21 protein-coding genes and 1 other RNA gene are annotated in these 19,143 nt (G+C 34.1%); 11 read left to right on the top strand and 11 right to left on the bottom strand.

Annotated features, from left to right (window positions below):
• Positions 1–16: 16 nt before the first annotated feature.
• From C3L23_RS03590 to C3L23_RS03570, 5 genes are read left to right on the top strand one after another with little or no spacing between them, the layout of a single operon-like run.
• Positions 17–1,027, top strand: coding sequence for a CinA family protein (locus tag C3L23_RS03590; protein WP_127679936.1), 1,011 nt, complete (start codon positions 17–19; stop codon positions 1,025–1,027).
• 12 nt (positions 1,028–1,039) lie between these two features.
• On the top strand, positions 1,040–2,056 hold the full coding sequence (locus C3L23_RS03585) for a bifunctional 3,4-dihydroxy-2-butanone 4-phosphate synthase/GTP cyclohydrolase II (protein WP_127679934.1): 1,017 nt from the start codon (positions 1,040–1,042) through the stop codon (positions 2,054–2,056).
• Entirely contained in the window at positions 2,056–2,949 is an 894-nt protein-coding gene (gene hemH / locus C3L23_RS03580; RefSeq protein ID WP_127679932.1) for a ferrochelatase, read from the top strand. The genes C3L23_RS03585 and hemH overlap by 1 nt, the downstream gene beginning before the upstream one ends.
• Positions 2,924–3,349, top strand: a complete 426-nt coding sequence (dtd, locus tag C3L23_RS03575; protein ID WP_127679930.1) for a D-aminoacyl-tRNA deacylase — start codon at positions 2,924–2,926, stop codon at positions 3,347–3,349. Before hemH ends, dtd begins: the two co-directional genes overlap by 26 nt.
• A gap of 1 nt (position 3,350) precedes the next feature.
• Positions 3,351–3,749 carry a DUF2914 domain-containing protein gene (locus C3L23_RS03570; protein WP_127679928.1) on the top strand — a complete coding sequence of 133 codons (399 nt, stop codon included), beginning with the start codon at positions 3,351–3,353 and terminating at the stop codon, positions 3,747–3,749.
• Positions 3,750–3,830: 81 nt separating this feature from the next.
• Here C3L23_RS03570 and dnaK read toward each other — a convergent pair whose 3' ends face one another.
• The 6 genes from dnaK to panB all read right to left on the bottom strand — a co-directional run bounded on the left by dnaK (position 3,831) and on the right by panB (position 9,873).
• Positions 3,831–5,708: a molecular chaperone DnaK gene (gene dnaK / locus C3L23_RS03565; protein WP_127679926.1), complete on the bottom strand. Its 1,878-nt coding sequence runs from the start codon at positions 5,706–5,708 to the stop codon at positions 3,831–3,833.
• 17 nt (positions 5,709–5,725) lie between these two features.
• Positions 5,726–6,250 carry a nucleotide exchange factor GrpE gene (grpE, locus tag C3L23_RS03560; RefSeq protein WP_127679924.1) on the bottom strand — a complete coding sequence of 175 codons (525 nt, stop codon included), beginning with the start codon at positions 6,248–6,250 and terminating at the stop codon, positions 5,726–5,728.
• Entirely contained in the window at positions 6,251–6,994 is a 744-nt protein-coding gene (locus tag C3L23_RS03555; RefSeq protein WP_127679922.1) for a hypothetical protein, read from the bottom strand. It abuts the gene before it with no gap.
• A gap of 102 nt (positions 6,995–7,096) precedes the next feature.
• The gene (locus C3L23_RS03550) at positions 7,097–8,095 is read right to left on the bottom strand and encodes an AI-2E family transporter (RefSeq protein WP_127679920.1); all 999 of its coding nucleotides are present in this window, start codon (positions 8,093–8,095) and stop codon (positions 7,097–7,099) included.
• A 9-nt stretch (positions 8,096–8,104) separates the two neighbouring features.
• Positions 8,105–9,097 carry a Holliday junction branch migration DNA helicase RuvB gene (gene ruvB, locus C3L23_RS03545; protein WP_127679918.1) on the bottom strand — a complete coding sequence of 331 codons (993 nt, stop codon included), beginning with the start codon at positions 9,095–9,097 and terminating at the stop codon, positions 8,105–8,107.
• Complete coding sequence (gene panB, locus C3L23_RS03540; protein ID WP_127679916.1) at positions 9,097–9,873, bottom strand: 3-methyl-2-oxobutanoate hydroxymethyltransferase; 777 nt, start codon at positions 9,871–9,873, stop codon at positions 9,097–9,099. The genes ruvB and panB overlap by 1 nt, the downstream gene beginning before the upstream one ends.
• A 50-nt stretch (positions 9,874–9,923) precedes the next feature.
• Between panB and trpA the strand changes: the two genes are divergently transcribed.
• The 5 genes from trpA to C3L23_RS03515 all read left to right on the top strand — a co-directional run bounded on the left by trpA (position 9,924) and on the right by C3L23_RS03515 (position 13,287).
• Positions 9,924–10,646 (top strand): tryptophan synthase subunit alpha, encoded by a 723-nt coding sequence (trpA, locus tag C3L23_RS03535; protein WP_127679914.1) that lies wholly within the window; start codon positions 9,924–9,926, stop codon positions 10,644–10,646.
• Positions 10,647–10,793: 147 nt separating this feature from the next.
• Positions 10,794–11,483: a phosphatase PAP2 family protein gene (locus C3L23_RS03530; RefSeq protein ID WP_127679913.1), complete on the top strand. Its 690-nt coding sequence runs from the start codon at positions 10,794–10,796 to the stop codon at positions 11,481–11,483.
• Between the two features lie 115 nt (positions 11,484–11,598).
• Positions 11,599–11,976, top strand: a transfer-messenger RNA (tmRNA) gene (gene ssrA, locus C3L23_RS03525).
• Between the two features lie 94 nt (positions 11,977–12,070).
• Positions 12,071–12,529, top strand: coding sequence for a hypothetical protein (locus tag C3L23_RS03520; RefSeq protein WP_127679911.1), 459 nt, complete (start codon positions 12,071–12,073; stop codon positions 12,527–12,529).
• Entirely contained in the window at positions 12,529–13,287 is a 759-nt protein-coding gene (locus C3L23_RS03515; protein ID WP_127679910.1) for an SDR family NAD(P)-dependent oxidoreductase, read from the top strand. The genes C3L23_RS03520 and C3L23_RS03515 overlap by 1 nt, the downstream gene beginning before the upstream one ends.
• Before the next feature lie 8 nt (positions 13,288–13,295).
• Here the strand turns inward: C3L23_RS03515 and C3L23_RS03510 are convergent, their stop codons facing one another.
• The gene (locus C3L23_RS03510) at positions 13,296–14,063 is read right to left on the bottom strand and encodes a magnesium transporter CorA family protein (RefSeq protein ID WP_127679908.1); all 768 of its coding nucleotides are present in this window, start codon (positions 14,061–14,063) and stop codon (positions 13,296–13,298) included.
• Positions 14,060–15,760 (bottom strand): asparagine synthase (glutamine-hydrolyzing), encoded by a 1,701-nt coding sequence (asnB, locus tag C3L23_RS03505; protein WP_127679906.1) that lies wholly within the window; start codon positions 15,758–15,760, stop codon positions 14,060–14,062. The genes C3L23_RS03510 and asnB overlap by 4 nt, the downstream gene beginning before the upstream one ends.
• 41 nt (positions 15,761–15,801) lie before the next feature.
• On the opposite strand from asnB, the gene C3L23_RS03500 reads away from it, so the two are divergent.
• Complete coding sequence (locus tag C3L23_RS03500) at positions 15,802–16,587, top strand: hypothetical protein (RefSeq protein ID WP_127679904.1); 786 nt, start codon at positions 15,802–15,804, stop codon at positions 16,585–16,587.
• Here the strand turns inward: C3L23_RS03500 and C3L23_RS03495 are convergent.
• Genes C3L23_RS03495 through C3L23_RS03485 form a run of 3 tightly spaced genes read right to left on the bottom strand, consistent with a single transcriptional unit; the run spans position 16,584 to position 19,136 of the window.
• Entirely contained in the window at positions 16,584–17,654 is a 1,071-nt protein-coding gene (locus C3L23_RS03495) for a hypothetical protein (protein WP_127679902.1), read from the bottom strand. The genes C3L23_RS03500 and C3L23_RS03495 overlap by 4 nt on opposite strands.
• 56 nt (positions 17,655–17,710) lie before the next feature.
• Positions 17,711–18,214: a hypothetical protein gene (locus C3L23_RS03490; protein ID WP_127679900.1), complete on the bottom strand. Its 504-nt coding sequence runs from the start codon at positions 18,212–18,214 to the stop codon at positions 17,711–17,713.
• Positions 18,215–18,239: 25 nt separating this feature from the next.
• Positions 18,240–19,136, bottom strand: coding sequence for a radical SAM protein (locus tag C3L23_RS03485; protein WP_127679898.1), 897 nt, complete (start codon positions 19,134–19,136; stop codon positions 18,240–18,242).
• Positions 19,137–19,143 lie beyond the last annotated feature (7 nt).

Below are 19,143 nucleotides of genomic sequence, written 5' to 3'. Positions count from 1 at the left end.
ATCACAAAGGATCAAAATGGAAGTTTTATTTGTCGGAAAAGAATGGAAATACAAACAGGCTCTTAAAAATGAACTGTTTAAACACATAGATTACAATTCGGTAAAATACATCGATACATTTGATATAGAGTTTAAACCATCCCAGGAAACGCTGATTGTTGCTAATAAAAAAACATACCCTCTCGTTGCAAGAATACTCGCAAACCTTACAAACCAGCAGTTAGTGGTTAAAGACGATTTTTTAATTCCCGAACACGCCAAATACACCAAAAACAGCTTTTTAATTGATTATTTTTATCCTATAAACGTAATACTGCTTGAAGACAAAGTTCCGGAAATTTTTATCATCACCCCGGAATATGAAAGCATTAACATATTCAAATTCGACAAAGACACGGCTATAATGTTTCTGGATCCTATTTTCAACGCTCACAAACTAAACTATACTGTTATTGAAAACGAAGGCGGTTTTGTAGAAATCATAACCGAAACATTGGAAGATATTGTAAAAAAAGAGATATTAAACGTTCTTCCGAGTGTTGTTTTTGGAAATATTTTCGAACACATAATAAACAACCTGCCGCCTAAAAAAATCACCTTTGCCGAAAGCTGCACGGGTGGACTGATTGCAAGCCATCTTACTAAAATATCAGGATCAAGCAACTGCTTTGACGGAAGCGTCGTAACATACGCCAACAGAATCAAACACGAATGGCTGGGAGTCGAAGAATTGACACTTGAAAAATACGGAGCGGTAAGTGAGCAGACTGTAAAAGAGATGCTCCTTGGAGCCATAGAAATCAGCAAAGCAGACTACGCACTTGCTGTCAGCGGCATAGCGGGACCTACAGGAGGAACTCCGGCAAAACCGGTAGGAACGGTATTTATAGGTGTGGCGGATCATAAACAGTTAAAAGTCGAAGAGTTTCATTTTAAGGGTGAGAGAAACTACGTACAGTACCAGGCAATGATGAACGCAATCAGAATGTTTATCAATTTCAGCGGTTTATATAGTAAAATTCCATAAAAAAGGTAATTTATGCCAAATCCTATTGAGAGAGTAAAAAAAGCAATTGAAGAAATTCAAAAAGGCAATATTATTATTATGATAGACGACGAAGACAGGGAAAACGAAGGAGATTTAGTATATGCGGGTGTATTTTCTACTCCTGAAAAAGTAAATTTCCTGGCTAAAGAAGGACGAGGGCTTATATGTGTCAGCATTACGAACGAAATTGCAAATTCGCTTGAACTTAAACCTATGGTGGATTCCAATAAGGAGAGTTTTTCCACGGCGTTTACAATCAGTGTGGACGCTAAAGAATGTACAACCGGAATCAGTGCGTTTGAAAGAGATCTTACCATTAAAAAACTTTCATCCCCTACAAGCAGACCGGATGATTTCGTAAAACCGGGACACATCTTTCCACTTATTGCAAAAGAAGGGGGAGTGCTTGTCAGAACCGGTCACACCGAAGGAAGCGTGGATATATGTAAACTCGCAGGAGTATATCCGAGTGCAGTGATATGCGAAATAATGAATGAAGACGGCACAATGGCAAGAAGAAAAGACCTCGCCGATTTTGCTAAAAAACACAACCTTGCAGTCGTATATATTTCAGACATAGTAGAATACAGACTCCAGTTTGAAACACTTATAACAAAAGAAAAAGAACAAACCCTTGAAATAGACAGCGTGAAATTTAAAAAAATTATTTTTAAAGACCATTTGGGTCACGAACACTACGTACTCGCAAACAACCCTAAAAACACTACAAACGTTAAGTTTTACAAAGTAACCAAAAACGTGGATTTCCTGCTTAACAGCGATATTTTGAAAGAATACGAAAAAGTACTTGAATACATTAAATATAACGGCGGGGTGATTATATTCATAGATTCAAACTCAAAAGAAGCGGATAAAGAATACGGAATAGGAGCACAGATTCTAAAGGCACTCGGAATAGAAAACCTTAATCTTTTCAGCAGACACAAAAACGAATTTAAAGCCCTTAAGGGATTCGGAATAAACATAAACAAATATCTGGAGGTTTAATGAAAGCAATAATATTACTCAATATGGGAGGGGCAAGAAGCCCTGAGGAGCTTAAAGAGTTTTTATACAATATGTTTAAAGACAAAAGAATAATATCTTCTCCGATAAGACATATATTGGCTCCTCTTATTTCTAACCTCAGATACAAAAAAGTATGGGAAAACTATGAAAGCATAGGAGGAAGCAGAATATATGAACTGACAGGGAAACTGTGTGAAAATATGAAAAAACACACCGATACCGCCGTAATTTACGCAATGCGCTATACAAAACCCCATCTTAAAGACGTTATCGGCAAATACGATGAAGTCACTCTTATTCCGCTTTATCCGCACTACTCTTTTACAACATACGAAAGCTCATTAGATGAACTGAAAGAAACAAACTATTCAGGCAAAGTAAATATAGTAAAACCGTTTTTTGAAGATGAAAGGTTTAATGAAATCATAATTGAGAATATACTAAATTCCGTCAAAAATCCTGATGAATGGCACCTGATATTCTCCGCCCACGGTCTTCCGAAAAAGATGATTGAAAGAGGAGACAAATACCAGTCTCACATAGAAAAACATGTAAATCTTTTAAAAGAAAAACTTCTAAATTTCAAATCAGTAAACCTCGCATACCAGTCAAGATTCGGATTTGCCGAGTGGCTCAAACCCTATCTTCACGAAGAACTTGAAAAATACAAAAACGAAAAAGTTTTAATCTACCCTATTTCATTTATGATCGACAACAGTGAAACGGATCTGGAACTGAAAGTGGAATATAAACATCTGGCCGATGAAATCGGAATAAAAGAGTATAAAGTCGTAGAATGCCCGAATGAAAGTGAAAAAGTGGCAAAATTTTTAGTGGAGCTTGCAAATGAAAGCATTACTTCAGAGGGTTAAACACTCGAGCGTAAGCGTTGAAGGGAAACTTATAAATGAAATAAATGAAGGCTTAAACGTTCTTATAGGTTTTGAAAAAGACGACAATGATGAAAAACTTAAAAAAATGGCTAAAAAAATCGCCTCTTTAAGAATATTCGGTGAGAGGTTTGAAAAAAGCGTAACGGATATAAAAGGAGAAATCCTTTTAATCCCGAACTTCACCATACCGGCCATTACAAAAAAAGGCACAAGACCTAATTTTCAAAATTCAATGCCTCCCACACAGGCAAAAGAATTTTATGATAAAATGGTAAAAGAATTAAATTGCATAGTCCCAACAAAACCTGGTATATTCGGTGCTATGATGAAAGTCGAAATTATTAATGACGGACCTGTGACAATCATTTTGGAGGTATAAAATGAAAAAATTTCTTTTTGCAATATTATTTGCCGTATCTTTATTCGGATATAACATAAAAGAATTCGTAACATGTAAAGACGTACAAGACCTCACTCCAATAAACAAAACTGACACATTTACAACAAAGGATAAAAAGGTTTTCGCATTTGCTTATTTTACGGATATTAAGAAAAATTCTCTTATTGATTTTGTATGGGAAAAAAAAGTAGACGGAAAATGGAAATTATATGCAGATATTCAACTGCCTATTTTTGCGGGAGTAAGATGGAGAACATATTCAAACATAACAATAAGACCTTTTTTCAAAGGAGAGTGGAGAGTCAGTCTTGTTGACGGCAATACTACTATTGATACAAAAGAGTTTAAAATCATAGAAGACGCAAACTCTTCTAATTGATTTTCTTATTTTATACTAAAATATATATTTATTTAGTGTCAGACGCTAATTAGTTAAATAAAATAAAAAAGAAGAAGTGGATTATTCCACTTCAGCGTCGATAACGTCGTCGTCACCGCCTTTGTTTTGATCGTTTTGAGTGTTTTGCTGTGTTCCGGCATTTTGTTGCATATTTTGTGCAACTTTTTGCATTTCAGCTGTAATTTCATTTTTAAGGCTGTCAATTTTAGCTTTATCTTCACTTTGCTGCTCAATAAGCTCTTTAGCTTCTTTGATTTTAGCTTCAAGTGCACTTACGTCGCCTAATTTGTCTTTATTGTCGTTAATAAATTTCTCAGCCTGATATGCTACAGCGTCAAGCTCATTTCTTGCTTTAATAGCTTCGATTCTAGCTTTTTCTTTTCTGTTAGCTTCTTCAGCTTCTCTAACCATTCTTTCGATTTCTTCTTCGCTTAGAGTTGAACTTCCTGTAATTGTAATTTTTTGCTCTTTACCGCTTGTTTTGTCTTTAGCGCTTACATTAAGCACACCGTTTGCGTCGATGTCGAATGTAACTTCGATTTGAGGTACTCCTCTTGGTGCCGGCGGAATTCCTTCAAGGTTGAACTGTCCAAGCGATTTGTTGTCTTTTGCAAGTTCCGCTTCACCTTGTAATACGTGAATTGTAACCGCTGTCTGGTTATCTTCAGCAGTACTGAACACCTGTGATTTCTTAACAGGTATAGTTGTACCTTTTTCGATAATTTTAGTCATAACCCCACCGAGTGTTTCAATACCAAGGCTAAGCGGTGTTACGTCAAGTAATAATACATCTTTAACGTCACCTTTCAATACACCTGCCTGAATTGCCGCACCAAGTGCTACAACTTCGTCAGGGTTAACTGATTTATTTAGTTTTTTACCGTTAAAGTAATTGCTTACAAGCTCTTGTACTTTAGGGATTCTTGTTGAACCACCAACCATTACGATTTCATCGATTTCGTCTTTGCTTAATCCCGCATCGTTTAATGCAGTATCAATATGTTTTAATGTTTCTTGTAATAAATCGTCAATCATTGCTTCAAATTTTGCTCTTGTTAATTTTTTAACAAGGTGTTTTGGTCCGCTTGCGTCAGCTGTAATGAACGGCAGGTTAATTTCAGTCTCTTCTTTTGTTGATAATTCTTTTTTAGCCTGCTCTGCTGCATCTTTTAATCTTTGAAGCGCCATTTTGTCTTGGCTTAAATCGATTCCTGTTTCAGCTTTAAATTCACTGATTAACCAGTCAACGATTCTGTTGTCAAAGTCGTCCCCGCCAAGGAATGCGTTACCGTCAGTTGAAAGTACTTGGAATGTACCGTCACCGATTTCAAGCACAGTTACGTCGAATGTACCACCACCAAGGTCGTATACTAGGATTTTTTCTTCACCTTTTTTATCAAGTCCGTATGCAAGCGCCGCCGCTGTCGGTTCGTTGATAATTCTTAGTACGTTAAGTCCTGCAATTTTACCGGCTTCCTGAGTCGCTTTTCTTTGGCTGTCGTTGAAATATGCAGGTACTGTAATTACTGCTTCAGTTACTTCTTCACCAAAGAACTCTTCAGCGTCTTTTTTAAGTTTCATTAAGATTTTTGCACTGATTTCTTGCGGAGTGTATACTTTTCCGTCTACTTCTACCGCACATGCTCCGTTTTTGTCAACGATTTTATACTGTACGTGTTTTTTAGCTTCCTGAGCTTTAGGCTCGTTGCACATCATACCCATAATTCTTTTTACAGAATAGATTGTTCTTTCAGGGTTTGTAATCGCCTGTCTTTTTGCAGGTTCACCCACTAACACTTCACCTTTGTCAGTGAACGCCACAACTGATGGAGTAGTGTTTCTACCTTCTTTATTAGCAATGATTTTCGCATCTTTACCATCATAGTATGCCATTGCTGAGTTTGTTGTTCCTAAGTCAATTCCTATTACTTTTCCCATTATTTCCTCCTTAAAGTTTATTTTTTATTTATTGTTACCATTGACGGTCTTATTACTCTGCCTTTTAGAGTATATCCTTTTTGATAGATATCAACTATCTGACCGTCTTCATGTTCTTCGCTTTGAACCTGTTGAATTGCCTGATGAAACTCAGGATTAAACTCATCATGTTCAACCTGCTCGATACCGTGGTTTTTGAAAGTATCAAGCAGTTTTTTAAGAGTCAGTTCAACTCCTTCAAGAAGTTTGTCAAACGCCTCGGCTTTATCTTCAATATCACCTGAATGCGCTATTGCAAGCTCAAGTGAATCAACCACCGGCAACAGATCTTTTGCAAATTTTTCATATGCGTATTCTATTGCGCTGTCAGCTTCTTTTTGAAGAAGTTTTTTGTCGTTTTCGCATTTTGCGTAAGCCCTTAAGGCTTCGTCAAGTTTAGCCTGAAGCTCTTCATTTTGTTTTTGCAGAGCTTCTACATCAACCTGAGTCTCTTTTTCTTCGTGTTTTTCATGATGTTTATCATGGTGCTTTTTTTTGCTCATTTATTCCCCTCCTTTCACGGGTTTGATTACTTCGAAAAAATCCGTATAGATATTTCCTATTAACAGTATATGTTTATACTGTTTATGTTCATTTTGAATAGTTCTGAATACAAGGTATTCATTAATAAAACTTATTCCTTTAGGAAACAGGTCGAATTTATAACCTTCAAATATACTGGAATCAATATTTTCTTTATATATAAACTGTTTATTAAAAGACTGATATTTGTAAAGGCTTTTTAATTTTGTATATTCTTTTTCCAGTCCTAAATGTAAAAGATATTTTTTAAGTTCATCTAAAAGCATACCTTTTACAGACTGAAAAAAAGTATATAAATTATTGTCGAATTTAAACACAACCTCATCTTTTTCAAATTCTAAAATTATAAATTTATTATTAAGATTGTATACGTCAACAAGCAACTGGTTTTCAAACATCTCAATCATAACGTATATATCTAATTCTTCAGAGACATTCTCAAGATCACTGGTGTCAATTGTACGATCTTTTAAATTTTTACGCCAAAATGTTTTCATTGCCTTAATACTCGGATACGAACCGCTCGAAAAATGCTCTTTTCTTACCAGTTCGTTTTCTTCGAGTTTTTTCAGATAACTTCTAATACTCGAAGCCGAAAAAGGCAAATTCGCTATTTCTTTTAATTTAGTTGAGCTAAGAGGCTCACTTTTATTTAAGTAAACCTGTATTAACTGATTTAAAACTAACTCAACTTTTTCGTTCATTTTGGCACTCTTTTTTGATTTTTGACAGTGAGATTATACAACATTAAAAATAAAATGTCAAGTTTTTTAATTGTTTTTTTTAAAAAACTTGAGCGTATATGACTAAATCTTTTCATAAAAGCGTAATATTGAGATAAACATGGCTGTTACCGCAGGTCCTATAATAATACCCCAAAGCCCAAAAGATGAAAGTCCCGCTACAATTGAGAAGAATATCAGAAGTGAATTAAGCTCCGTATCAGCTTCAAATGTTTTTTTCACAAACTCTATAATCATCGGTTTTACAAAAGTATCAGCTACTATAGAAATAACTACAATTGAATATAACGCAACTACTATAGCTCCTGTGGTATTACCTACGGAATATAAATATAAACTTACCGGTCCCCACATAATAACTCCCCCTATAACGGGAATTAATGATGAAAATGCATACATTATTGTAAAGAAAAAGAAATTAAACCCGTAAAATTTGGCTATTATTCCAAATAATATCCCTTCTAAAATAGCAGTAAAAACGGTAGAATAAAAAACAACACTCATAACTTCGCTGGTACCAAAAAATAGTTTTTCCAGCTGATTTTCTTCAAGCGGGATTATTTTTTTAAAAAAATTCATAATCTCTTTTCCATATAAAGTGGCAAAAAAGAAAAAGATTACAATTAAAAAAGCGTCTTTAATAAACACTGCGCTTTTCGCAGTCAATGTTCCCACTATAGGCGCTATAGTATTATATAATTGTGCAATATTGTCAGGATTAATATATTCATGAACCCTGTTTGCAATAAAATCAGGAAAATATTTCAATAAATCCTGAGCTTTCAATATTATGTTTTTTACGTCTTCAATATTAATATGTGATATAAATTTCCCTGCAGTTACAACAAAATATAATATCGGGCCGAAAATCAGAACTGCGAATATTAATGTAACTATGCTTGAAGAAATATATTTATTGTTAATACGGCTGTTTATTAAAACGCTCACTTTACCAAAAGCAATCGCCATCAATGAAGCTATAGCGATATCTAAAAGATACGGCTTGTATGTAAGATACACAAAATATCCTACAACTATAGTCAGAAATGTTAAAAATTTCATTTTTTTTCCTTAAAAAAGACTCCCCGGAGGAAATCTTAATATTTCATATGCTTTTCTTGTTGCTATCCTGCCTTTGGGTGTTTTTTCTATAAACCCGTTAGCCAGCAAAAACGGTTCTATAACCTCTTCAATAGTTCCCTCGTCTTCACTTAATGCCGCTGCGATTGTCGAAAGTCCCAAAGGTTTTTTCGCATCGGCAAGAAGTGTTAAAAACTTAATATCAAGTTCGTCAAAACCGTGTTCGTTGATTCCCAGTTCATCAAGAGCGTATTTGGTTGTATTATGCGTAATTGTTTTTTCATCTTTTATTTCAGAAAAATCCCTTACCCTTTTAAGCAGTCTTAGGGCAATTCTAGGAGTCCCTCTTGAGCGTTTTGCTATTTCGATAGCCGCATCGGGTACGATATCTTTATCTAATTTATGACTTGCAAGCCGTATAATTTCAGCCAGTTCTTCATGATTGTAAAAATTCAGTCTGAAACTCATTCCGAACCTGTCACGAAGAGGATTAGAAAGCATTCCCGCTCTAGTTGTCGCACCTATAAGGGTAAATTTCGCAACATCGAGTTTAATAGTCTGGGCTGCAGGACCGCTTCCGATTACGATATCCAGCCTAAAATCCTCCATTGCGGAATAAAGCACCTCTTCGATTGCCGCCTTTAATCTGTGTATTTCGTCAATAAATAAAATATCCCCGTCTTCCAGGTTCGTTAAAATCGCAGCCAAATCGCCGGACTTTTCAAGCATAGGAGCCGAAATGGTTTTAAGAGAGCTTCCCATTTCATTTGCTATTATGTTTGCCAATGTTGTTTTACCTAGTCCCGGAGGTCCGAAAAACAGAATATGATCCAAAGAATCGCCTCTTTTTTTTGCCGCTTCTATAAAAACCTTAAGATTTTTTTTAATCTGCTCCTGACCGATATATTCATCAAGATTCTGAGGCCTTAAAGATTTCTCATAAGCCTCGTCGAAACTGACCTTTTCTACTTCAACAATTCTCATTAATATATTTCCTCTTCGCCCGGAAATCTTCCGTTGTTTACGTCATCTACGTATTTTTTTACGGCATCTCTTACAAGCTCCGCACCGTTTAGATAGCGGCGCACGAATTTCGGTTTAAAGTCTTCAAAAAACCCGAGCATATCACTCCATACCAGCACCTGCCCGGTTGTATATCTTCCTGCACCTATTCCTATAGTAGGTATTTTCACGCTTTCGGTAATCTCACGCGCCACGTCTTCTTTTACGCCTTCTATTACCAGCATTACCGCCCCGGCTTCTTCTATAGCTTTGGCATCTTCAAGGAGTTTTTTTCTTGAATCTTCATCTTTTCCTTTTACAATATATCCGCCTTCGCTTCGGCTAAACTGCGGCATAAGCCCGATATGCCCCACTACCGCAATTGCGTTGTCAGTTAAAAGCTTTACTTGCTCGGCTTTTTCTGCACCGCCTTCAAGCTTTACGCCATCGGCTTTTGTCTCTTTGTAAATTCTTACGGCGTTTTCAAGAGCTTTTTGAGGTGTTATATAACTGCCAAACGGCATATCACATACGATATACGCTTTTTTTGCTCCGTTACATACGGCACGGGTATGATATATCATCTGGTCTACAGTAGCATTTAAAGTATCGCTTTCTCCTAAAAAGCTCATATTTAAACTGTCGCCTACCAAAATAATATCAGCAATATCATCAAAAATTTTCGCAAATAACGCATCATATGCCGTAATCATTGTAAGTTTTTCTTTTTTATAAAGCTTGTTTAGCGTATTTTTCATTCGCTTCCTTTGCTATAATTTCATAAACTTAATTATACCAAAGGTTTGGCATGAAAAAATTAATTGCATATATAACAACCGGCTATCCCGATAAAAATTTTACCGTTGATCTGATTTATTCATTAAAAGAAAACGGTGTTGACGGAATCGAACTTGGGCTTCCTTTTTCTGACCCCGTTGCAGACGGCCCTATTATTCAAGAAGTAAACAAAAGAGCTCTTGAAAAGGGTTACAAAATTCAAGACACCTTCTATGTAACTGAACAAATAGCAAAAAACCTTGACACCTACTGGATGGGATACTTTAACAACTTCTATCACAAAGGCTATGACTTTATGACTCAAAAAGCAGAAGAATACGGGGTTAAAGGTTTTATAATTCCTGATTTACCCTATGAAGAAGCAGTAATTTACGAAGACAAATTCCCTTTAATCTCATTCGTCGCCCCGACAGACAGCAAAGAAAGAATTAAACAAATTTTAAAAAACCCTAAAGAATTTATATATATGGTAGCCTATGCCGGTATAACCGGTGCGGAAAAACAGGAAGATTTGAGCGAAATCATAAAAACTATAAAAGAGATTACAGACACGCCGTTATATATCGGTTTCGGTGTAAACGAAAAAACTGCACGAGAAAAATCTCAAGGCGTTGACGGCGTTATTGTCGGAAGCGCATTTGTAAAAGTTCTGCTTGAAGATATCAGCAATTCCGAAAAAATAAAAAAAATATCCTCAATAGCAAAGATCATCAAAGAAGAAATCAATATTTAATCTTCTCCTCTTTTTATTATTCCTTTATTTTAATTAAAAATTAATAAATATCTGGCAAAATTCTGCTTAGTTTTTATTAAATAACAAATATTTTCTAAAAAATAATATTTTTAATAGATTTTTAATATTTTAAAAGAAAGTGTTACGGTGAAACCAGATATTAATAAACAGATTTTGATTACGGTAATTATTATTATCATTACTATACTGTTTTTCGCATTTACAAATGTAGATGAAAAAACCCAAAATATATTTTATAATTTTCATACGCATTCATGGATTTTAAACAGAGATGCACAGCCTTGGAAGTTTATTTTTTACGATGGCATAAAAAAATTATTAATACTTGTTGCTATCGGATTTTTAGTCGCCTTTTTCATCCCCAAATTCAAACCTTATAAAAAAGGCATTTTGATTGTGATTTTATCCGCTATTATAGTCCCTGTATTTATTGGGTTTTTAAAAAAAGAAACTAATATGCCGTGCCCTAAAAACAGAATAGAATACGGAGGAGTATATCCAAAAACATATGTATGGCAACACTATCCCAAAAATTTTCATAAATCTAAAATCAAATGCTGGCCGGCAGGCCATGCAAGTGGCGGCTTTGCACTGCTTAGCCTCTTTTTTTTATTTGAAAACAGAAGAAACAAATTTTTAGCATTAATACTGGGATTAAGTGTAGGATGGGCAATGGGACTGTACAAAATGTTAATCGGAGATCATTTTTTAAGCCATACTATTTTAACAATGGAGTTTGCCTGGCTTTTAATTTTAATTATTGCCAAAATAGTCCATAAATTTTATAAAACGCCGGAATTTGTCAATAAAGATTAGTAAAATAATACAATATTAATATCTTAAAGTTTTCTTAAACAAATCTTGATTTTTTAAGGAAAATTTGATATTATTACAACAGTCATTCGCGGGTGGTTCTTAATGAGAATCTCCCGGGGATGACATGGATTTCGACAGGGGTAGAAAGCCCTAAGCTGCACGCGCGCCTGGGTAAGCGCTAAAACGGCCCAAAAAAAATAAACGCAGCAAATAATACAAATTACAGCCCAGCAGTAGCTAGAGCTGCTGCTTAATTAAGTAGTTTCGGGCGCCTCTCTCCACTAAGGCCTTCCGCCACCTTGGAGAGAGAGTAAAGTGCGGATAGGAGGTTCTCCTTCGGGTGTGGGAGAACATCCGAAACAATAACACCCCTCAACTCCGTCAAGGCTTTGTCCGCTGAGCCTGGAGTTGCAGTATAATCAACGGACTAAGCGTGTAGACGCTTAGGGTACTCTACTTCTGGACTGGGGTTCGATTCCCCACATCTCCACCATTCAAATAATAGTGTCAGACACTATAAATATAAGCAATTTCTTTCTATTTTTTATTTACTTATTTGTTATAATTTTTTAAAAAAGGAGAAATGGATGAAAAAGAAAATCGGGGGATTTTTAATTATTGCATTCTTATTAAGCGGCTGTAATTTAAACTTTAATTCTTCTAAAAAACCGGGAGTAATTTGTGACGACAAAGACGCAATTACATTGGCAGAAGAAATTTTAAATCAAGACATATTGAATCAGGACATCAAAAACAAAGATATTTCACCATTGAAAATTGATCCGGAAAATATTGTGATTTGGGATTATAAAAGCGGAAGATATCTGTGTAAAGCAAAAGTTACAGGAAAAGTATTAAATAAAAATTTTTCTACATTTTTATGGACAGGCAGTGATTACGGAATATATGAAAAAAACAAAACTTTAACCGGTTGGATATACTATCAGACATATATGACCACATCAGAAGAAAAAAAAGCAAAAGAAAACAAACCGTTTTCTTTTTATGTACAAATAATACCTAATAAAAATATAAAGGAATGGTAATGAATTTCATAGAAGGCAAAATTGCGTTAATTACGGGAGCCACCTCGGGAATAGGCAAAGCAACGGCAAAAGCGTTAAACAACATGGGTGTAAATCTGATTTTAACCGGAAGAGATGAAAAAAAACTCAATGAACTAAAAAACACCCTTGAAGTACAGACTCTTACATTTACTTTTGACGTGAGAGATAAAGAAGCCGTAACACAGACAATCAAAGAAATTTTACAAATAACACACATAGATATTCTTATTAACAACGCCGGGCTGGCTTTAGGACTTGAACCGATCGATGAAGGAAATCCCGAAGACTGGGACATAATGATTGACACAAACATCAAAGGGGTCCTTTACGTAACAAAACCGATATTCAGACACATGAAAGAAAGAAATGAAGGGCATATAGTAAATTTAGGCTCCGTCGCGGGTAAAACTGCATACACAGGCGGTAATGTATACTGTGCTACAAAAGCGGCACTACATTCTCTGAATGACAGTATGAATATCGATGCATACGGAACAAATATAAAAGTCACAAACATTGCACCCGGAGCAGTTGAAACTGAATTTTCAAACGTAAGATTTAAAGGTGACAAGAAAAAGGCAAAAAAAGTTTATGAAGGATTTACGCCTTTAAGCGCTGAGGATATTGCAAATACAATAATATGTGCATTAAATACTCCGCCTCACGTAAACATTCAGTATATCGACATAATGCCTACGAATCAGAGAAATCCGTATATGCTGTACAGGGAGTCTTAAATTTCCCTTTAACTTTTCATCATTTTCCATATAAAAAACACAAAAGGCACTTCAAAAAGAAGGGAAATCCCTATGGCTTTAAGCGTTCCGCTCGGATCCTGGGTAAAAGGAAGCCCTCCCGTATTCATCCCGAAAAATCCAGTTATCAATGTCAGCGGTAAGAATATGGCCGAAAGAATCGTTAAAATAAACATTATATTATTCATCTTTTCATCCTGCTTTGCTTTAAAAAATTCATATAAATAATCCAGTTTTTCAATTGCATTTTTCGAAAACCTGAAAGCCCTGTCGATATGCTCGGCTAAATCTTTAAATGCAAGTTCGTCAATACTGTTTTTGTAATATTTTATAAATCTCTCAAACGCTATTAATGAATGTCCCATAAGCCTTTCTATCAATACAAGCTCTTTTTTAAATTTAAGCCAGTTATTTGAAAAATCAACAGGCATATCATTTTCATAAAGTTCATCTTCCATTTTTGCAATAGCTATGTGCAGTTTACTGATTTTAGCCAAAATTTTATCTATTCTCGTATCGAGATAATCATAAAGATCGCTGAATGTGCCAAGCATTTCAAATTCTTTAGTTTTTCTGTCGTATTTATAAACCTTGCCGTCTTTTATCAAAAACGCATATGAAACCACTTCAACAGCTTCTTTATCTATAAAAGGCAGTCTTAATATCAGTATGGAATAATCGCTCACTACTTCAAAATCGCTCGGATGGTCTTTGTTTTCAATATCATCTATTAAATACTTGTTTATTTTAAATTTCATAAAAATTCCTTTTTTACAAAACGGCTGAAAAGATACAGCGTCCAAAGATGCTGTTTGTATCTTTTGTGACCTGTTTTTATTATTTCTTTAAGATATTCCTCATTAAAAATTTTAGTTTCTCTGTTTACGTCAATAATGACTCTTAATTCGTTTTCTTCTTTGAGCCATTCTAAAAAAGGAAAAGCAAAACCTTTTTTCCTTCTGTTTACAATTTCTATAGGAACATGTTTTTTTGCTATTTCTTTAACAATCCATTTATTTTTGCCTCTGATATTTTCCGGCAGAGAAAAAACGAAGTTTACCAGATTTTTGTCTAAAAAAGGACTTCTGGCTTCAATTGTATTAGCCATAAACATTTTATCAAGTTTCATTAAAAGCACTTCGCCTATCCATACTTTCAAATCGAAATAAGTAAAATCAAAACTCCCCCATCCCTTTACAAATCTTTTATAATCAACTTCATACGCATTTTTTTTCAAAACTCTGTTTATCTGTCTTTGATAAAAAGTTTCGTTAATCCCTCTGAAAACAACCTCATCGGCAAAAAACCTCCTGAATATTTCCCATTCTTTGATATCTTCCGGATGTCTTTCAAGATATTTTTTAAGCCATTTTTTATTCGGAAGATATGCATCGAAAAAACCCAGATATTCATTATATCTTCTGTATCCCAAAAACAGTTCATCGCTCCCCTCTCCGCTTAATACTACTTTTAAAGGAATATGTTTAGCTAAAAAATTAGCAGGGAAAAAACTGCTGTCGGCTATAGGTTCGTCCATGGAAAAAAGCACGTTTTCAAATTCATCAAAAAAGTTCTGTTTTGTATAATTCACCTCATAATGTTCGCTTCCGATATGTTCGGCTGTTAATTTCGCATATCTTCTTTCGTCATAGTTTTCGTATCCGTCGTAACCGATACTGAATGTCTTTATTTTTCTTTGTTTTGACATTATCGCGGCAATCAGACTGCTGTCAACCCCACCGCTTAGAAGTGAACCGACCTCAACCTCACCCATAAGCCTTTTTTCAACAGAATTTGTTAAAAGTTTTTCAATCTCAATAATACAATTCTCAATTTTCCATTCTCCATTCTCAATTCTATTAAAATCGTGCCATCTTTTTATTTCTCCGTCAAAATAGCAGCCTGCCGGCAGCTTATATATACCTTCATATATGGTGTTTGGAGCCAGTGAAGAATTATATGCCAGATATTCACTAAGAGCCTGTAAATTCAGCTTTTTTTCAAAAAAAGGCAATATAGCTTTAATTTCACTTGCAAAAATACCGTTTTTTGTAAAATAAAGAGGTTTTTTACCGAACTCGTCTCTAAAAAGATAAAGTTTTTTGTCGTATATTGCAATAGCAAACATACCGTCGAGTTTTTTTACAAACTCCACTCCGAACTTATTCCATAAAGACGCAATAACTTCGATTTCTGTCTGTGCTTTTAAATTGTAATCTTTAATAAGATTTTTATAGTTATATATTTCCCCGTTAAATACAAACATTTTTTTACCTAAAACAAGAGGCTGTATATTTGTATCTATATTTTCTATGGCCAGCCTGTTAAATCCGAAAACCGCATTGGAAGTTTTTTTTATTGAATCAAAATCCTTTCCCCTATTATGCATCAAATCTAATGAATATTCAATTTTTTTAATGTCAATCTTCCCTATAATTCCAAATATTGCACACAAATTAAACCTTTTTTGTTAAAATTCTACCAAAAAGGAAAAATATGAAAGACGTTTTTAAATATACGTTTTTGACAATAGCCGAAATTAAAAAATTTCTGTTCGTTATTATACTGTTTTCAATTTTGACTCTTATACAAGCATATCCGGTAATAAGCATCGTTTCATTTATTTTTGAAAAACTGTTTTATTTAAGCATCGGAGTATTGCTGATTTATATATTAAAAATCACCGATAACGATAAAGAATATTTTGCAACTTTAGAAAAACAGCCTTTTAGCACTTTTTTACTTCATTTTCTTCCAAGCGCAATGGGAATAATGCTGGGGCTTTTTATTATTGTCACTTTTTTCGGAGCTTTTATGATAATAATACTTAAATTCACCAATTCAATTTTTATTTTAGCAGACCCGCATAACTTCTTATTTGCCCTATCAAAAACAACATATATTGCCAAAATATTATTGGGATTTTATTCAGTGTATCTTTTGTTTTATTCATATATATTCCTGGGAAAATTCGGAGAAGCGTTAAGCAAAGAAACTTTTAAAGAAAGTTTTTTAAGCATGGTTTCTTCTTTGATAGATTTTAAATTCTGGGTAAATACGTTTAATTTCAAATATATGCTTATCTATTTCGTATGGAGTGTTATTGTAAGCATAATATATTCCATTATAGCATTCGCGTATCTGTTTTATATTTTCCCGCTGATTTTAAACCATCCTAATATGACTCTAATAATTATCCCTCTACTGGTAGCTATAACGACAATTATCACCTACTTCACATTCTTTAGTGCTTATTTCGCTTATCAGACCGCAAAAGATTAAGCGATATCCATCGCACTTTGCGGTTTTTCTGAAGTTATTTTTATATTTTGTGCAATTTCCGGCAATTCTACAATTTTAGATTTTCTCATTTTTCTTTCCGGAAGTTTTATTTCCCTGCCCCTTACGTGAATAGTTGTAGGAACGACTGTAATTACATAGCTTACTTTTATACCCCATACTTCGTTGCCGAATCTGTTTTTATATTTTCCGGGACCTTCAAACTCAATATCTTCTGCATCAGCAGGCAAATAAATTCTTTTTGCGTATTCTCTTTTTTTTACAGGGTGATAATACACAACCCATAATGTTTTAGCGCCTTTTTTATATTTTGCTTCAGTCGGAATATATGTATCAGCTTTGTTTTCCTCTTCTAGAAGTTTATCAAGATATGCTTCAGCTGTTGTTTCAAAACTGCTTTGTGAAACACTTTCATAATACCTGTTCCATCCATTAACTTCCGCAATTATATTTGCAAGAGTTATACTTCTGTTTTTTTCTTTATTTATTAAGTTATCTACTGCTCCTAATATACCTTCGTCAAAGTGCTGTGCAAAACTTTCGATAAACGGCAATACAGTTAATATATCCACCGCTCTTTTTAATTTATCAAGGCATTCGACATTTTCACATAAAACCATGGCTTTTCTTATTTCACAAAAACTTTTTCTAAAATCTTCAAGTATTTCAACACTGTTTTGAAGCTCAAAAATAGATTCGGTCAGCTCTTTTACAACTGACTGAGGTATCTGTTTTAGTTCTTCTTCAACATCTATCTCTTTTTTCCAGGGTTCGTACTGTTTTTCAAAGTTTTTATACTTTGCGATGTAATTTGCAGTTTTTACGGTGGCTCTGTTCTCTTTTATAGCTAAATCTCTTAATTTTTCTATTTCATTATTAAATTTTTTCTTCCAGAACGGTGAATAAGTGAGTGTACAGAGATAATTGCTTCTCTTTTTTAATTCGCTAAGTTCGGCAGGAGTTGTAACATTTAACATTTCATCACGTATAAGACAGTTTATTCTGCTTATATCTTCAATATTTTCTACTTTTCCATATATTCTGCTCATCTCAACTCCTTTTGTTGATTTTATATATTATACCACAGGAGTTGAGTTTTTGTCAATCAACTTTTTTGAGCTTTTCTCCTTAGAGCAAAAAGATAAATCATCGAAACGGCAGGCACTACGCTTACTCCAAACAGAAAACTTAAATAATCAAAAATATTATTTTTGCTCAGCCATATAAATCCAGCTATTAATGCAACATAACCGGCTATTCTTAAAAAATTAAAACCGCCTTTAAAATAAAACAAAACAGCCTCGTACCATTTTAATTTTCTGTTTTTATATTTTTCAAGCTCTTTTTCCTGAATTTCATCTTCTTCGTCATCAAGATTATAAGGGTCCTCATATTTTTTTAATATGTCTTCTCCTACATTTCCGTTTTTAATATGGGCTTTAACCATATTTGAATATCCGATAAAACTACCTAATATAATTAAACTGACACTGAAAAACGCTATTTGTGTATTGTATAGCCAGATCGTATTGTCTTCCAAGTAACAAAACACAGCAATACCTACATCAACTGCAATTAACACCCTTAAAATATTTAAAAACTCACGCATTAATCTCCTTTTATAACCGTATATTCTAAACAAGAGCTTTATAAAATTTAATTCCGCCCACCCAGATCTCTTCAAGCAGATTTTCTTTTTTTAAATCATTAAAAATTCTTAGCGTATGTTCATCGAATATATTATCAATATCACTTTGACTGAAAGGTCTTTTCTTCAAAGTCGTAAGCAGCTCTTCTTTTGTAAGGTTTTCTACTTTAAAATCCAGTTTGTCTCTTGTCGGAATAAAAATATGCTGATTTTCTATTTTTCTTGACAGTTCAAAGAGTCTTTTCGTATCAACTCCCTCGACTTTATATGCAGGAGGCCTGTCTATAGTTGAAATATCCACTCTTTCAGGTTTGATATCTTTTAAAACTTCATTTATTTTTTCAAATTCCTCTTCTTTGTCGTTAATTCCTTTTACTACCAGAATCTCGATAATAAGTTCGCCTTTATATATTTTTCTGAACTTTTTCATTCCTGCGATAATATTTTCGATTTTAATTTCTTTATATGGTCTGTCTATTTTTTTAAAAATCTGAGGAGTTACCGCATCTAAAGAAAGCTTTACCATATCAAACCTGCATAAAGTTTTCTGAATTTCAGGATTGTCTATTGTGGAAGAGTTGCTTAAAATAAGCAGTTTATATTCAGACAGGTTTTTTACCAGTTCTTCAAGATAAGGATATAATGTAGGTTCTCCGTTACTGGTAAGTGTTAAAACATCAAAAGAGAATTTTTTGACGGCCAGGTTTATTTCTTTGAGTATTTCATCAGGTTTCGGAGCATTATCGTAAATATTAACGGGTTTTGCAGGATCCAGCTCACAGTAAATACAATCGAAATTACATCTTTTTTTATCAGGGGAAAGATCAACTCCAAGACTCATTCCGAAGCGTCTTGAAGCCACGGGGCCGAAAATATATTTCATATTAACA

It is taken from the genome of Nautilia sp. PV-1 (genome assembly GCF_004006315.1).
Classification (GTDB): domain Bacteria; phylum Campylobacterota; class Campylobacteria; order Campylobacterales; family Nautiliaceae; genus Nautilia; species Nautilia profundicola_A.
This window is presented reverse-complemented; position numbering and strand designations above follow the sequence as displayed.

Excerpts from the sequence above, each read along its gene's own strand:
- C3L23_RS03590 (WP_127679936.1), top strand. The coding sequence starts at position 17 with ATGGAAGTTTTATTTGTCGGAAAAGAATGGAAATACAAACAGGCTCTT.
- C3L23_RS03585 (WP_127679934.1), top strand. The coding sequence starts at position 1,040 with ATGCCAAATCCTATTGAGAGAGTAAAAAAAGCAATTGAAGAAATTCAA.
- hemH (WP_127679932.1), top strand. The coding sequence starts at position 2,056 with ATGAAAGCAATAATATTACTCAATATGGGAGGGGCAAGAAGCCCTGAG.
- dtd (WP_127679930.1), top strand. The coding sequence starts at position 2,924 with ATGAAAGCATTACTTCAGAGGGTTAAACACTCGAGCGTAAGCGTTGAA.
- C3L23_RS03570 (WP_127679928.1), top strand. The coding sequence starts at position 3,351 with ATGAAAAAATTTCTTTTTGCAATATTATTTGCCGTATCTTTATTCGGA.
- dnaK (WP_127679926.1), bottom strand. The coding sequence starts at position 5,708 with ATGGGAAAAGTAATAGGAATTGACTTAGGAACAACAAACTCAGCAATG.
- grpE (WP_127679924.1), bottom strand. The coding sequence starts at position 6,250 with ATGAGCAAAAAAAAGCACCATGATAAACATCATGAAAAACACGAAGAA.
- C3L23_RS03555 (WP_127679922.1), bottom strand. The coding sequence starts at position 6,994 with ATGAACGAAAAAGTTGAGTTAGTTTTAAATCAGTTAATACAGGTTTAC.
- C3L23_RS03550 (WP_127679920.1), bottom strand. The coding sequence starts at position 8,095 with ATGAAATTTTTAACATTTCTGACTATAGTTGTAGGATATTTTGTGTAT.
- ruvB (WP_127679918.1), bottom strand. The coding sequence starts at position 9,097 with ATGAGAATTGTTGAAGTAGAAAAGGTCAGTTTCGACGAGGCTTATGAG.
- panB (WP_127679916.1), bottom strand. The coding sequence starts at position 9,873 with ATGAAAAATACGCTAAACAAGCTTTATAAAAAAGAAAAACTTACAATG.
- trpA (WP_127679914.1), top strand. The coding sequence starts at position 9,924 with ATGAAAAAATTAATTGCATATATAACAACCGGCTATCCCGATAAAAAT.
- C3L23_RS03520 (WP_127679911.1), top strand. The coding sequence starts at position 12,071 with ATGAAAAAGAAAATCGGGGGATTTTTAATTATTGCATTCTTATTAAGC.
- C3L23_RS03515 (WP_127679910.1), top strand. The coding sequence starts at position 12,529 with ATGAATTTCATAGAAGGCAAAATTGCGTTAATTACGGGAGCCACCTCG.
- C3L23_RS03510 (WP_127679908.1), bottom strand. The coding sequence starts at position 14,063 with ATGAAATTTAAAATAAACAAGTATTTAATAGATGATATTGAAAACAAA.
- C3L23_RS03500 (WP_127679904.1), top strand. The coding sequence starts at position 15,802 with ATGAAAGACGTTTTTAAATATACGTTTTTGACAATAGCCGAAATTAAA.
- C3L23_RS03495 (WP_127679902.1), bottom strand. The coding sequence starts at position 17,654 with ATGAGCAGAATATATGGAAAAGTAGAAAATATTGAAGATATAAGCAGA.
- C3L23_RS03490 (WP_127679900.1), bottom strand. The coding sequence starts at position 18,214 with ATGCGTGAGTTTTTAAATATTTTAAGGGTGTTAATTGCAGTTGATGTA.
- C3L23_RS03485 (WP_127679898.1), bottom strand. The coding sequence starts at position 19,136 with ATGAAATATATTTTCGGCCCCGTGGCTTCAAGACGCTTCGGAATGAGT.